Source organism: Actinomyces bouchesdurhonensis, from assembly GCF_963540955.1.
Classification (GTDB): domain Bacteria; phylum Actinomycetota; class Actinomycetes; order Actinomycetales; family Actinomycetaceae; genus Pauljensenia; species Pauljensenia bouchesdurhonensis.
Genome location: NZ_CAUTSL010000058.1, coordinates 1 through 14268 on the forward strand (window position 1 = coordinate 1; position 14268 = coordinate 14268).

Sequence of the window (14268 nt, forward strand, 5' to 3'; positions counted from 1 at the left end):
GCCCACCGTCATGAAGCCCGCGAGCTGCAGGTGGGCCGAGGCCTCGACCGCGTCGATCAGCTCGGAGACGTCGGTGGGGACGCAGCCGTGCTTCGTGGCCTCGCCCGAGACGTTCACCTCGACGAACACGGGGAGGGTGCCGGTGGCGCGCGCGTCGATCTTCGCGGCCAGGGCGGGGGAGTCCAGCGACTCGATCGCGTCCACGCAGGCCAGCGCCTGGTTGATCTTGTTGGACTGGAGGGGGCCGATCAGGTGGATGCGCGCGCCGGGCACCTCGCGGATCGCGTCCACCGTTGCGCGCGCCTCCTGCACGCGGTTGTGACCGAGCAGGATCGGCAGGCCCACCTCGGCGAGGGCAGCTGCGGCAGCGCGGCATTCCTCGGGCGTGCGCGTCTTGACGGCCAGCTCCAGGTGGACCGAATCCGTGCGTCCGCACGCGGACGTGGCGCGGTCGATGCGGTCGCGGGCAGCGGCGATGGCCTCGGGAATACTCATGGAATCATGGTACGCGGGGAGGCGCTTTCAGGGGGCAATCAGGGGTGGCTCAGGGGGAACTGAGCCGACCTGCGTGGCAGACTAGAATGTTCACAGATCAAGGAAAGGACACGCCGTGCGTACCCTGCTCAACATCATCTGGTTCTTCTTCGGGGGACTCCCGCTCTTCCTGGGGTACCTCCTCGCGGGTGTCGTCGCCTGCATTTTCATCGTCACGATTCCCGCGGGCGTGGCCTGCTTCCGCATCGCCGGATACGTGCTGTGGCCCTTCGGAAAGCGCGTCGTCGACCATCCGAGCGCGGGCGCGGGTTCGGCCCTCATGAACATCGTGTGGTTCCTGGTTGCGGGCCTCTGGCTCGCCATCGGTCACGTGACCACCGCCGCCGCGCAGGCCGTCACGATCGTCGGCATCCCGCTCGCCATCGCCAACCTGAAGATGATCCCGATCACCTGCTTCCCCTTCGGCAAGGCCGTCGTTAGCGACCCGACGGCCTCGATCCTCTGACGCGTCCTACACTGGGGTCATGGCTCGTAAACACAGCAAAGACCACGGCGGTGGCCCCACCCGCGCCATCGAGGCGCTCACGGCGGCCGGCGTTGCTTTTACTATTCACGAGTACGAGCATGACCCGGCCGCCCGGGCGTTCGGCGAAGAAACCGTTGAAAAGTTGGGCATCGACCCGACCCAAGCGTTTAAGACGCTCATGGTTCGCCTGGAGCCCACCGGAGAGTTCGTCGTCGGCTGCGTGCCCGCGCTCGCGCACCTGTCCATGAAGCTCATCGCCAAGGCGGCCGGCGCCAAGAGCGCCGCCATGTCCGACCCGGCCGTCGCCCAGCGCCGCACTGGCTACGTCGTGGGCGGTATCAGCCCTCTCGGACAGACGACCTCCCACCGGCTGTTCATTGATTCTGCGTGCCTGGACCACGAGACCATGATCGTCTCGGGCGGGCGCCGAGGCCTCAGCGTCGAGCTGAGCCCCCTCGACCTCGTGGAGCTCACGGACGCGGAGGTCACGGACCTCGCGCAGGTCTGACCCGGCCTCGTCCTGTTTCCGTCGTCGTCCTACGCTCCTGCCTGGTCTTCGCCCCAGCCGCCGATACTCTCGTACCCCCACAATTTCGCACGTAATTCCCTTGCCTCTCCTTCAGATTTTGAATGAGGGTCGTTGAAATCATGCGGTTTCTGAGCTCTCAGCGTCGATCCGAATAACGAATTACGTGCGACGTTGTTGGGGAACCCTGCTGGGAAGTGCTACCTCGCGTCCACGACTCGTGCTGATCCGATGCCGCGGTCCGTATTAGCGCGAAGATCGCTCGACGTACAATGGCACCCGGGTGAGTGAGATGAGAGTGGAACGAGGAGACTGTGATCGTGTCTGCAGATCTGCGGTACAGCGAAGAGACTGAAGCAGCTATGCGCGAGGCTCGCGAGATTGCTGCTGGGCTTATTTCCGCTGCGCGCTATGGCTCTGCGGCGGAGGCATTTGGGGAGAACGATGACAACCGACATGACTGAACTGAGCCGCCGCGGGCGCGCCGCCTACTGGGTGGTCGCCGCCCTCGCCTGGGCGGGCGTCGCCGCCACCCTCATCATTACGGCCTTTGATGGCTACGCTCCTGCGACGTACATAGAGGAGGGTCTGTTCGCGGGTGCCCCCCACGGGGCGGGCGCCCCCGAGCGCCTCATCAATTGCCTGTCCTACTTCACCGAGCTGTCCAACATCATGGTTGCGATCATCTCGACCCTCCTCGCGCGCCGAGGCCGCGTCGGAGCGTGGGGGAGAGCCACACACCTGTGTGCCCTCATGATGATCACGGTGACCGCTATCGTCTACGCAACGCTGATCGGCCCCTACGAAACACTGTCCGGCTTCGCGCTCGTCACCAACCCGCTGCAGCACATCGTCGTCCCCGCAGCCTTCGTGGGCACGGCAGCGCTCGCGGGTCCGCGCGGCGGCATCACGTGGGCGACGCTGGGGCGCGCCCTGCTGATCCCGGTCGCGTGGGTGGCGTACACGCTCGTGCGAGGCGCCTTCACGCACCAGTACCCCTACGGCTTCGTGAACGTCTGGCGCATCGGCTACGCGCAGGTCGCCATCAACATCGTGGCGATCCTGATTGGCGCCCTGCTCTTCATGGCGCTCTTCGCGGGCGCGGACTGGCTGATCCGCAAGGCGTCCCGGCGCTGACGGACTGTGCATCTGTCGACCATAGTCCCGTCCGTACCCGCTAGAGTGAGGCCATGAGCAACGAACCCGGGCTTGTTCCTGAACTTTCCGTCACCGATTACGTGGCATCGCGCCGTTTTTGGTGCGACCTCGTCGGTTTTTCCCTCCACTATGAGCGGCCCGAAGAAGGATTCGGCTACCTCGTCCTGGGTAACGCGCACCTGATGCTCGACCAGATCGACCGCGGGAGGACGTGGGCAACCGGTCCCCTTGAGCTGCCGCTTGGCCGCGGGATCAACCTCGAGGTTCAGATCGACAATCTGGACGGTGCATGGCACCGCATCACCGAGGCAGGGTGGCCGATCTTCGCCGAACCTGAAGAGAAGTGGTACCGGGCGGGCGACATCGACATTGGAGTCCGCCAGTTCCTAGTCCAGGATCCCGACGGCTACCTGCTGCGCCTCCAGCAGGAAATCGGTGAGAGGCCCGCGCGGCGAGAATAACTCGGACGGCGGGGACCACGACTCTCTGCGCCGCTCACACCCGACTCATCCGAATTGCCACATCAACGAGGCCGTGGCAGCCCCTGACGCCCCAGCGGTGCCCCCCTTGAAACCGGACGGATTTACCGCGCCCCGACCGTGATCGTTGCCAGGGCGACGCGGTTCGCCTCGTCAGAGGCGGGCACGTCCACGAGGGCGACGATGCGCCAGTCCATGTCCTCCTCGGGGTCCAACAGGGTCTGCGTGGCCAGCCAGAAGGTGCCTGCGCCAGCCTGATCGACCGCTTCCGCGATCGCCTCGATGCGCGCCACCTGGGCGCGCTCGAAATCAGAGGACACCACAGCGGGGGCCAGCTCCAGCACGTCCTCCCGGGTCGGCGCCTCGTTCAGGGAGCACAGCGACAGGGCGCGCGCCCGCTGGTCGATGCCGATCCACTCGTGCTCCGCCCAGTAGCGCTCGAGCACGTCGTCCCACTGGTCCTCGCCCCACGGGGCGACCACCTGGGTGCGCGAGGCCTCGTCCAGGCGCGCCAAGGCCTCGACGTTGTCGCGACTCATCGCCTCCACACGCTCGAACAACGCGCCACGGATCGCCGTGCGGAACGCGTGACGGTTCGCGCTGAACGGAACTGTCCCGTCCTCCCGCGCGCCAAACGCCAGCTCCGTGCCCTCCGTGCCGACTCCCTCGGCCGCCGGGGAGAAGGCCTGCCCTGTCGACATGGCCTCCCACTCGTCCAGCAGCGAGGAGTCGACCGCGCGGATCAACGCCGACAGCCACGCAATGATCGACCGCAGCTCGTCCGTCATCAGCTCGTCGGGCACGATCTGGCGCAGCGCGCGGTACGCGTCCGTCAGGTAGCGCAGCACGATGCCCTCGGAGCGGCCTACGTCGTAGCGGCCCACGATCCCGGTGAACGTCAGCGCGTTCTCGATCATCTCGCGCACGACCGACTTCGGGGAAATCTCCTGATCCTCGATCCACGGGTTCGCGTGCAGGTACACCGCGAACGCGTCCCCCAGCAGATCGGCGAGCGGGCGCGGCCACGTCACCTCTTCCAGGGCGGCCATGCGCTCGTCGTACTCCATGCCCTGCGCCTTCATCGCGGCCACGGCCTCGGCGCGCGCCGCCTTCTCCTGCGCGAACAGGAGCGGGCGCGGATCCTCCAGGACCGACTCGATGACAGAGACGACGTCCAGGGCGAAGGTCGGGGACTCCGGGTCCAGCAGCTCGAGCGCCGCCAGTGCGAAGGGGGAGAGCGGCTGGTTGAGTGCGAAGTCGTCCGGCAGGTCGGTGGCCGCGCGCAGGCGAGGCTCCCCGGAGGCCGAAGCCTGCGCAGAAGACACGTGCTCGACGACGCCCGCCTGCTTCATCGACGTGTAGATCTCGCCCAGGCGGCGCAGGTGCGGGTTGCGATCCGTGGGCGGATCGTCGTTGTTGCGCGCCAGCCACACGAGGTGCTCGCCCGGGTCGCGCCCGGCCGCGGGTGCCCCTGCCAGCACGTTGAGGACCATCGCGTGCGTCATCTCGAAACGGCTCGTGAGCTGCTCGGGGGCCGCGCCCACGAGGCGCTCGAAGGTCGAACGCGTCCACGAGATTTCGCCCTCGCTCGGGCCCTTGCGCTTCTTCCCCGACTTCTTCGCGGCGCGCTTGGCCTCGCGGGCGTCGCGTGTGGCCTCCTGTGCGGCGCTCAGGCGTGCGCGCTCACGGGCGGCGTCGACCTCGTGCTCGGGGGCCAGGACGCGCACGAAACCGACCGTGTCGAAGCCGGCGCGGCCCGCGCGACCCGCGATCTGGTGGAACTCGCGCGCGCTCACGTGACGCATGCGCCGACCGTCGTACTTCACGAGTGACGTCATCAGCACCGTGCGGATCGGAACGTTGATGCCCACGCCCAGCGTGTCCGTGCCGCACACGATCGGCAGCAGGCCAGCCTGCGTGAGGCGCTCGACGAGGCGGCGGTAGCGCGGCAGCATGCCCGCGTGGTGCACGCCGATGCCCTGCGCGAGCAGCGACTTCAGGGTCTGCCCGAAGCCCTTCGTAAACGACACGCCCGCCAGCTGCGCGGCAATCGCCTTCTTCTGCTCCGGAGACAACAGTGAGGAGCGGTCGAACGACTGCGCGGTCGCCACCGCGTCGCGCTGAGAGAAGTGCACGATGTAGACGGGCCAGCGGCCCTCGCCCAACAGCCGCTCAACCGTGTCGTGCAGGCGGTCCACGACGTACTCGAACTCGAGGGGCACGGGACGCTCCGCGTCGTCGATGAGGGACACGTCGCGCCCGGTGCGCTCCTTCCATGCCCGCTCGAAACGCGTCGTGTCGCCCAGCGTCGCGCTCATCGCCACCACCTGCGGGCTCCTCAGCTCCAGGAGCGGCACCTGCCACGCCCAGCCGCGCTGGCGATCCCCGTAGAAGTGGAACTCGTCCATGACGATCATGTCCGCGTCCAGCGTGGGACCCTCGCGCAGCGACTGATTCGCCAGGATCTCGGCCGTGCAGCAGATGATGGGCGCGTCGGCGTTCAAGGACACGTCGCCGGTCACCATGCCGACGTTATCCGCGCCGAACAGGGACACCAGATCAAAAAACTTCTCCGACACCAGGGCCTTGAGCGGCGCCGTGTAGTAGGAGCGCCCCCCGTGGGCCATCGACGTGAAGTGCGCGGCCAGCGCGATCATCGACTTGCCCGACCCCGTGGGGGTCGCCGCAATCACGTGGTTGCCCGCCAGGATCTCCACCAGGGCCTCCTCCTGGTGAGGGTAGAGCGGACGCCCAGTGCCCTGCGCCCAAGACGTGAAGGCCTCGTACAGGGCATCATCGTCGCTCAGACGCCCCTCATCCTCCAGGTCGTCCAGGATCTCGTTCAAAGTCGCGCTCATGCCCTCATTGTCCCAGAGTGCGCCCACGTCTGCGTCCCCGCAGTGCCGCGGCCTTCCCGCAGCTCATCGACGAGGCCGAGGCGGCACACACGAACATGCGACGGTGGGTGAGAGCATCGAGGCGACGGCGCGCACACATCGAGACGTTACGCGCCGTAACCTCAGCCATGTGGCAAGATGAACAGGTCCCATACAATGCGCGGGCGCGGCCCGCGAAGTGCGCGAGGTCCCGTGACGTAACCACGGCCTCGTCGATAGACACCCCGGGAGGTTCCTGTGGAACAGATAGCTGCGATCGAAAAGGACATCGCCGATTGGATCACGATGCACCTGACGATCGTCATCCTGATCGGCGTGGGCCTCTTCCTCACGGGACGTTCCCTGGCTGTCCAGGTGCGCTTCTTCCCGGAGATGATCCGCACCGTCTTGGACTCGCGCAAGGGTGCTGAGGGCGGTATTTCCTCCTTCCAGGCCTTCGCGATCTCGCTGGCCGCGCGCGTGGGCATCGGCAATGTGTTCGGCGTTGCGGCCGCGCTGCTCATGGGTGGTCCCGGCGCGATCTTCTGGATGTGGGTCGTGGCCCTGGTCGGCATGGCTACTGCGTTCTTCGAGGCGACGCTCGCCCAGATTTTCAAGGTCAAACACTCGGACGGCTCTTTTCGAGGCGGCCCCGCTTACTACATGAAGCGCGGTATGAAGAACCGCACGCTAGCCAACATTTTCGCCGTCATCACCGTCATTACTTGCGGTGTCGTCATCACCTCCGTGCAGTCCAATGCGATCGCCGGTACGCTCACGAGCGCATTCGGAGAGGCCGCTCAGCAGCCCCTGGCCGGCGCGGGCGGCTTCTCCGCGGCGCAGCTGACGATCGCGGGCCTGATCTTCGTCTTCTCGGCGATGGTCATCTTCGGCGGCATTCGTACGGTCGCCCGCGTCACAGAGTGGATGGCCCCAATCATGGCGACGATCTACGTCATCATGGTCGCGATCATCTGCCTCTTGAACATCACGCAGTTCGGCGTCGTGCTGGGCCAGATCTTTGCGTCTGCTTTCTCTGCTCAGGCAACGGTCGGCGGCCTGGGCGGCGGCATCATCGCCGCGATGATCAACGGCACCAAGCGCGGCCTCTTCTCCAACGAGGCCGGCCAGGGTACCGCTCCGAACGCGGCGGCGACCGCGACCGTGTCCCACCCTGTGCGCCAGGGCCTCATCCAGTCCCTCGGCGTCTTCATCGACACCATCGTCGTGTGCACCGCGACCGCCTTCGTCATCCTGCTCGCAGGTCCCGACGTGTGGGGCGGCGAGGGCGTGGATCCCTCGAACCTGACGACCCTCGCCGTCGCCAACGAGCTGGGCGCGTGGACGATCGTCCCCATGGCCATCCTGATCTTCGTCCTGGCGTACTCATCGGTCATCGCGGCCTACGTCTACTCCGACACCAACATGTCCTTCGTGTTCGGCGACGCGCGTTGGGCGACCTGGACTGTGCGCGTCGTGTGCGTGGCCTCGGCGACGATCGGCGCCCTGCTGAGCCTCGATGTCGTGTGGAACGCCGTCGACATCGCGATGGCCGTCATGACGATCACGAACCTGGTGGCCCTCGTGTTCCTGTCGCGCTGGGTCGTTGGCGCGCTCAAGGATTACCAGGCCCAGCGCAAGGCTGGCGTCGACGACCCCGTTTTCGTCGGTCGGGGCAACCCGCTCCTACCCGGCGACGTTCCAGGCGGCGTCTGGAAGCGTCCCAAGGAGAAGAAGCGCTGACAGTGTGGATTGTCGGGTGCGTGGGGTATGCCTCGCGCACCCGACGCGCACCCGGGTCCGGAACGCCTACGCGCGTGCCGGACCCTGTGCATTCCGCTACCGTTGCCCGGCCTCGTCTATTCCCTCTTGGCCCAGGCCTGGCAGCCGACTGCGCTTCACCCGCTCGCCTTCCGTGCCGCGCGGGTTAGGCTACTGCCATGAGAATTGCACGTTTTTCCGATGGTACGAATCCGGTGTACGGTGCCCTCGAGGAGGGGTCGACGAGAATTGTGGGACTTAAAGGTGACCCGCTGTTTTCGCCCGTGGAGCCCTCCGGCCTGATCTACGAGCTGGATGAGGTGCGCCTGCTCTCCCCGGTGATCCCGCGCTCCAAGGTTGTGGGCATCGGCAACAATTACTCGGATGCACCGATTGGTTCCGATGAGCGGCCCGATCCGCCGATCTTCCTGAAGGCCAATACATCTGTCATCGGCCCGGATGATCCGATTGCGATCCCCGCATGGTCGAGCGATGTGATCTTCGAAGGTGAGCTCGCGATTGTCATCAAGTCGCTGGCCAAGGACGTGGGCGCCTCGGACGCGCCGCAGGTCATCCTCGGCTACACGATCGCCAACGATGCGACTGCCCGCGACGCCATGACGGGTGGCCCCTGGTCGCGCGGAAAGTCCTTCGACTCGGCGTGCCCGCTGGGACCGTGGATCACGGTAGACCCCGCCCTTGACGTCACGAACCTGGCGATCCGCTCCTACCTGAACGGGGAGAAGGCGCAGGACAGCTCGACTGCGCACATGATCTGGGACCCCTTTGAGTTGGTTTCCTACGTGTCCCACCAGATGACGCTGTTGCCCGGCGACGTGATCGCCACGGGTGCTCCCGCGGGTTGTGGCCGCGTGGATGCTGGCGATCGCGTGGAGATCGAGATTGAGGGCATTGGACGCCTGACGAATCCCGTCGTTCGCGCTTAATCGTGTGGCCTCTGTGATAGAATTACGTCGCTTTGACAATATCTCCGTCGCATAGGAGCACACCGTGAGCGAACCCCAGTCATCGGGCGCTCTGGCCGTCGAAATGGCCGGCCTGGACGTCATCCCCGAATCCGATCGCAAGGGGAAACCCTCCGACCTGTTCATGCCGTGGTTCGCGGCGAACATCTCGGTCCTGGGTATCTCGTGGGGCTCGTGGGTCCTCGGCTTCGGCCTCTCCCTGGCCCAGGCGATCGTCGTGTCTGTCGTGGGCGTCGCGCTCTCCTTCGTCGTGTGCGGCCTCATCGCTATCGCCGGCAAGCGCGGCTCCGCGCCGACGCTGGTCCTGTCGCGCGCGGCCTTCGGCTTCAACGGCAACCGCGTGTCGGCGGCGATCTCGTGGATCCTGACGGTGGGCTGGGAGACCTTCCTGGCGATCATGGCCGTCCAGGCCACGGCCACCGTCATGGGGGCGCTCGGCTTCACGAACCATGTCGTCGCACAGATCATCGCCCTGATCCTCGTCGTCGTCCTGGCGGCAGGCTCGGGCATCCTCGGTTTCGAGGCGATCATGAAGGTTCAGACGTGGATCACGTGGGCCACGGCGGCCCTGACGATCGTCTACCTGGTGCTGGTCGCTCCGACGATCGACTTTGCTGTTCTGTCTGAGCGTCCCTCGGCTCCACTGACCGCGGTCCTGGGTGCGGGTTGCATGCTCCTCGTGGGCTTCGGCTTCGGATGGATTAACGCGGCCGCCGACTACTCGCGCTACCTGCCTCGCGCGGCCTCGACGCGGGGCGTGGTCGGGTGGACGACGCTCGGCGCGGCGCTGCCCACGGTCATCCTCGTCTTCTTCGGCATTCTCCTGGTCGGCTCGGCGAACGAGTCCCTCTCTGATGCAATCGGCAATGACCCGATCGGCGCGCTCACCACGCTGCTGCCGACGTGGTTCCTGATTCCTTTCGCGCTGGTCGCGATCCTGGGCCTGATCGGCGGCATCGTCATGGACATCTACTCGTCGGGCCTGTCGCTTCTGGCCACGGGCGTGCCCGTCTCGCGCCCGGTCGCGACCGCGATTGACGGCACGATCATGACGGTCGGAACGATCGTCGTCGTGTTCTTCGCGGACTCCTTCCTGACCCCCTTCACGGCGTTCCTCACGACCCTGGGTGTTGTGATCGCCGCGTGGGGTGGCGTCATGCTCGCGGACATCGCGCTGCGTCGCAAGGACTACGACGAGCCCTCCCTCTTCACGCCGTCGGGCCGCTACGGCTCGGTGAACTGGGGTGCGGTCGCCTCCCTGATCGTCGGCTCGCTGGTGGGCTGGGGCCTGGTCGTGAACGCGAGTGCCTCCTGGCTGTCCTGGCAGGGCTACCTCCTCGGCCCCCTGGGTGGTCGCGAGGGTGACTGGGCGGGCGCCAATATCGGCATCCTCCTAGCAATGGTCGTGGGTTTCGTCGGCTACTGGCTGACCAGCGCGGGGCGCGTGCGCACGCAGGAGAAGCTGGCCTCGCGCACGTACGCGCAGGGCGTGGAAGAGGGCGAGCGGTGAGCGTCGACCCGCGCTTCCCCCAGGCTCTCTTGGACGACGAGGCCGTGGTCGGCGGTCGTGTCCTCACTGACCTCGCTGGACGCCCCGACGCGCTCGTCGTGCTTGGTTCCGGCCTGGCCGATGCCCTCGACGAGGCCTGGGGCGTTCCTGCGGGCATGGTTCCCCTGGGAGACATCCCCGGCGTTGTTGCGCCGGTCGCGGACGGGCACGGCGGCGAGTTGCGTGCCTATGAGTGTGGTGGGTCAGTGGTTCTCGTGGCCACAGGCCGCACCCATCTCTACGAGGGGATGGGTGCCCGACCTGTCACGGCCCTGGTCCGCGCCGCTGCGGCCGCGGGTATCAGTCGCGCGGTCCTTACGAACGCGAACGGCTGTCTGAAGCCCTGGAACCTGGGTGACGTCATGGCGATTACCGACCACGTGAATCTCAGTGGCGCCTCGCCCTTCGATGGGCCGCTGTTCCTGGACGTGTCGACCGTGTGGGACGCGTGTATGACGGGGGTTCTGCGTGGGGTGTGCCAACGTGAGGGTACTTACGCGATCTTGCGCGGTCCCGAGTACCAGACCGTGGCTGAGAGCCGCATTCTCGCGGGCCTTGGTGTGGACTGCGTGGGCATGTCGACCGTCATGGAGGCGATCACCCTGCACGCCTTGGGCGTGCGCGTCGCCGGCATGTCGGTCGTTTCTGACCTGTCCTTCGCCGACGCGCCCACCGATCCGACCGCTGTTGTCGAGGCTGCGTCCGCGGCTCGGCAGACCGTGGTTGCCGGCATCGAGGAGGCTCTGAAAGCCTGAGTACACGAACGCAGACGAGGCCGTGGCCGGAAGGTGGATGTCCATCGTTCCCGGCCACGGCCTCGTCTCGCGCGAGAGAAGATCAGAGCAGGCCGAGGACCCGCTCCACGATCCGCGAGGCCACGTCGGGTGCGCACGCCAGGTTGATGCGCGCCCACGAGGCGTAGTCCGCGCCCAGGGTGCGGCCCTCGTTGGCGGCGATGCGGGCGCGTTCGCGCAGCGTTGCGGCGGGGGAGAGGGGGCCCAGGTCCACGCCCTCGAATCCCCACCACGTCAGATACGTGCCCTCGGGGCGCACGAAGTCGATGGGAGTGTCAGCCAGGGCGCGCTCCACCAGGTCCACGTTCGAGCGGATCAGATTCTTGACCTCGCGCTGCCAGGCGTCGCCGCGTTCGTAGGCGGCGATGGCTCCGAGCGTGCCGATGACGTTGGCGTCGTGGCGCACGTCGGCGGCAAACACGTCCCAGCGCTGCCGCAACGCCTCGTCGGGCAGGATCACCTGCGCGGAGGGAAGCCCTGCGATGTTCCACCCCTTCGACGCGGCGGTCGCCGTCACCGTGTGGGAGGCGAACGTAGGGCCGAGGCTCGCGTAGGAGACGAAGGGGACCTGCTCATCCAGCACCAAAGAGGAGTGGATCTCGTCGGAGAACACGAGGGCGTCGTAGTCGGAGACCACCTCGTGCAGGGCTCGCAGCTCGTCCTCACGCAGGACGCGGCCGACCGGGTTCCACGGGTTACACAGGATAACCAGGCCGGCCCTGGCCTCGAGACCCGCGCGAATCCCCTCCATGTCGAGCGCCCAGCCGCGCCCGCCGGCGCGCGTGCCGCGCAGCGAGGGCACCTCGATGATGGGGTGGTCGAACTTGCCCGGAATTGTCAGGAAGGGCATGTAGGCGGGGGTCGGGACGATGATCGGGGCGCCCGGGCGCACGAGGTGCTTGATTGTCGCCTCCAGAGCGGGCAGGACTGAGGCCACGAGACGAACGTGCGAAGCGTTCACGTCCCAGCCGAAGCGACGCTTCTGGAACTCTGCGGTCGCCCCCGCGATGCGCGGCTCCAGCCAGGTCGGTTGGTAGCCGAGCAAGCCATCGTCGATCGCTCCCTTCATCGCGTCGGCCACTTCCGGCGCCGTCCCGAAGTCCATCTCCGCCACCCATGCGCCAATCGTTGGTTCGCCCTTCGTGGTCGTGATACCGGTCCATTTCAGGGAGCCGGTGCGGTAGAGGTGGGAGTCGGAAAAGAGTCGAACGGACACGGTGTCCTCCATTACGTTGCGGCGGATGCGGGCGGTGCCGATCCCGGTCATGCGACCAGCGTATTCGCGCGCCCGGCGCGCGTCGCAGCGCGCCCGCCCATCAAGCAAATGCAACAGCCAGCGCTGGAGTAGGATGGGGGAATCATGAGTGAAACAACTGCCACCGGTGCCGACGTTCGCGTCCGCTTCTGCCCCTCGCCCACAGGAACCCCTCACGTCGGCATGGTCCGCACGTGCCTGTTCAACTGGGCCTACGCCCGTCACACGGGAGGAACCTTCGTCTTCCGCATCGAAGACACGGATGCGGCCCGCGACTCCCAGGAGTCTTTCGACCAGATCATTGAGTCCCTGCAGTGGCTGGGCCTCGACTGGGACGAGGGTATCGGTAAGGGGGGCCCGCACGGCCCCTACCGTCAGAGCGAACGTATGGACATCTACCGTGATGTGGCTGCCCGACTGCTTGAGGCCGGCTACGCGTATGAGTCCTTCTCGACCCCTGAAGAGGTCGAAGAGCGCCACCGCGCCAAGGGCGAGGATCCCAAGCTTGGCTACGACGGTTTCGACCGCGACCTGACGGAGGAACAGATCGCGGCCTACCGCGCTGAGGGGCGCCAGCCGGTCCTGCGCCTGCGCATGCCGGATGAGGACATCACGTTCACGGATCTGATCCGTGGTGAGATCACTTTTAAGGCTGGCTCCGTCCCGGACTACGTCATTGTGCGTGCCAACGGTCATCCGCTTTACACGCTGGTCAACCCGATCGACGACGCGCTCATGGAAGTCACCCATGTGCTGCGCGGCGAGGATCTTCTGTCCTCGACGCCTCGCCAGATCGTCCTGTACCGCGCGCTTGAGGCCATTGGCGTCGCGAAGTTCATGCCGCGTTTCGGCCACTTGCCCTACGTCATGGGTGAGGGGAACAAGAAGCTCTCCAAGCGTGACCCTGAGTCGAATCTTCTGCTTCACAAGGCCGCCGGCATGATTCCCGAGGGCCTCAACAATTACCTGGCCCTCCTGGGATGGTCGATTGCTCCGGACCGTGACATCTTCTCCATGGAGGAGATGGCGAGTGCCTTCGATATTTCGGACGTGAATCCGAACCCGGCGCGTTTTGACCAGAAGAAGGCTGTCGCTATCAATGCTGAGCACATTCGCCTGCTCGACGGCGAGGATTTTAAGGGTCGTCTGGTGCCCTTCCTGCACCGTGATGGTCTCGTCTGTGCCGGTTCCTTTGATGAATTGACCGAGCGTGAGCGTGAGATCCTCACGCACGCTGCTCCGCTTATTCAGACGCGTATCCAGCTGCTGGGTGAGGCCACGGGTATGCTTGGCTTCCTTTTCGTTGATGATGATGCTCTGGAAGTGGACGAGAAGGCGGTCTCCAAGCTGAAAGAGAATGCCGCGGATGTCCTGGATGTCGCTATTGAGACCGTCGAGGGCCTGGGGGAGTTCACGACCGCTGCGATTGAAGCGGCATTGCGTGAGCGCATCGTCGAAGGGATGGGCGTGAAGCCTCGTTTGGCCTTTGGCCCCCTGCGTGTGGCTGTCACCGGTCGCCAGGTTTCGCCCCCGTTGTTTGAGTCCATGGAGATTCTGGGCCGCGATTCTTCGCTGGCTCGCTTGCGCGGTCTGCGCGCTTCCTTGGCCTGATCACCGCGCTCGGCCCCGGCCTCGTCGCCCTCTTGTGGGACGAGGCCGGGCTTCGTTGTGGGGCGCGTGCCTCGAGCGGTCGCTCGGGTGTGTCGGGCGGCCACTCGCCAGGCGTGATGGGTGCCACGGTCATTCGATTTGGCAGTCGTGGGAGTGTCCGCTAGAGTTATCTCCTGTCGCCAGCGACGTGAGAGCGGAGCGGGTGATACCCAATGGGGTATGGTGTAATTGGCAACACAGCTGATTCTGGTT

The 14268-nt window shown here is 66.2% G+C and carries 14 protein-coding genes; 10 read left to right on the forward strand and 4 right to left on the reverse strand.

Annotated features, from left to right (window positions below; genetic code table 11):
• The coding region (locus tag RYL44_RS08715) for an alanine racemase (protein ID WP_314975731.1) at nucleotides 1-495 on the reverse strand (495 nt) is incomplete at its 3' end.
• Between the two features lie 115 nt (nucleotides 496-610).
• Between RYL44_RS08715 and RYL44_RS08720 the strand changes: the two genes are divergently transcribed.
• The 5 genes from RYL44_RS08720 (at nucleotide 611) to RYL44_RS08740 (ending at nucleotide 3166) form a co-directional block, all read left to right on the forward strand.
• Nucleotides 611-1000, forward strand: coding sequence for a YccF domain-containing protein (locus tag RYL44_RS08720; RefSeq protein ID WP_314768360.1), 390 nt, complete (start codon nucleotides 611-613; stop codon nucleotides 998-1000).
• Between the two features lie 19 nt (nucleotides 1001-1019).
• On the forward strand, nucleotides 1020-1529 hold the full coding sequence (gene ybaK / locus RYL44_RS08725; protein WP_314975732.1) for a Cys-tRNA(Pro) deacylase: 510 nt from the start codon (nucleotides 1020-1022) through the stop codon (nucleotides 1527-1529).
• 338 nt (nucleotides 1530-1867) lie between these two features.
• Nucleotides 1868-2011: a hypothetical protein gene (locus RYL44_RS08730; RefSeq protein ID WP_159430583.1), complete on the forward strand. Its 144-nt coding sequence runs from the start codon at nucleotides 1868-1870 to the stop codon at nucleotides 2009-2011.
• Nucleotides 2004-2684: a Pr6Pr family membrane protein gene (locus RYL44_RS08735; RefSeq protein ID WP_314975733.1), complete on the forward strand. Its 681-nt coding sequence runs from the start codon at nucleotides 2004-2006 to the stop codon at nucleotides 2682-2684. The genes RYL44_RS08730 and RYL44_RS08735 overlap by 8 nt, the downstream gene beginning before the upstream one ends.
• Nucleotides 2685-2737: 53 nt before the next feature.
• A complete protein-coding gene (locus RYL44_RS08740; RefSeq protein ID WP_314975734.1) occupies nucleotides 2738-3166 on the forward strand; it encodes a bleomycin resistance protein in 429 nt (142 codons plus the stop codon).
• A 122-nt stretch (nucleotides 3167-3288) separates the two neighbouring features.
• On the opposite strand, the gene RYL44_RS08745 is transcribed toward RYL44_RS08740, so the two are convergent.
• Nucleotides 3289-6042 (reverse strand): DEAD/DEAH box helicase, encoded by a 2754-nt coding sequence (locus tag RYL44_RS08745; protein WP_314975735.1) that lies wholly within the window; start codon nucleotides 6040-6042, stop codon nucleotides 3289-3291.
• Between the two features lie 4 nt (nucleotides 6043-6046).
• Nucleotides 6047-6211, reverse strand: a complete 165-nt coding sequence (locus tag RYL44_RS08750; RefSeq protein WP_314975736.1) for a hypothetical protein — start codon at nucleotides 6209-6211, stop codon at nucleotides 6047-6049.
• 107 nt (nucleotides 6212-6318) lie between these two features.
• On the opposite strand from RYL44_RS08750, the gene RYL44_RS08755 reads away from it, so the two are divergent.
• The 4 genes from RYL44_RS08755 to RYL44_RS08770 all read left to right on the forward strand — a co-directional run bounded on the left by RYL44_RS08755 (nucleotide 6319) and on the right by RYL44_RS08770 (nucleotide 11111).
• On the forward strand, nucleotides 6319-7803 hold the full coding sequence (locus tag RYL44_RS08755; RefSeq protein ID WP_314975737.1) for an alanine/glycine:cation symporter family protein: 1485 nt from the start codon (nucleotides 6319-6321) through the stop codon (nucleotides 7801-7803).
• A 197-nt stretch (nucleotides 7804-8000) separates the two neighbouring features.
• Nucleotides 8001-8768, forward strand: coding sequence for a fumarylacetoacetate hydrolase family protein (locus tag RYL44_RS08760; protein WP_314975738.1), 768 nt, complete (start codon nucleotides 8001-8003; stop codon nucleotides 8766-8768).
• A 103-nt stretch (nucleotides 8769-8871) separates the two neighbouring features.
• Nucleotides 8872-10317 (forward strand): purine-cytosine permease family protein, encoded by a 1446-nt coding sequence (locus tag RYL44_RS08765; protein ID WP_314975740.1) that lies wholly within the window; start codon nucleotides 8872-8874, stop codon nucleotides 10315-10317.
• Nucleotides 10314-11111: a purine-nucleoside phosphorylase gene (locus RYL44_RS08770; RefSeq protein WP_314975739.1), complete on the forward strand. Its 798-nt coding sequence runs from the start codon at nucleotides 10314-10316 to the stop codon at nucleotides 11109-11111. Before RYL44_RS08765 ends, RYL44_RS08770 begins: the two co-directional genes overlap by 4 nt.
• An 82-nt stretch (nucleotides 11112-11193) precedes the next feature.
• Here RYL44_RS08770 and RYL44_RS08775 read toward each other — a convergent pair whose 3' ends face one another.
• Entirely contained in the window at nucleotides 11194-12366 is a 1173-nt protein-coding gene (locus RYL44_RS08775) for a MalY/PatB family protein (RefSeq protein ID WP_314975741.1), read from the reverse strand.
• A gap of 144 nt (nucleotides 12367-12510) precedes the next feature.
• Here RYL44_RS08775 and gltX point away from each other — a divergent pair, with 144 nt between their 5' ends.
• On the forward strand, nucleotides 12511-14016 hold the full coding sequence (gene gltX, locus RYL44_RS08780; RefSeq protein ID WP_276739813.1) for a glutamate--tRNA ligase: 1506 nt from the start codon (nucleotides 12511-12513) through the stop codon (nucleotides 14014-14016).
• Nucleotides 14017-14268: the final 252 nt, after the last annotated feature.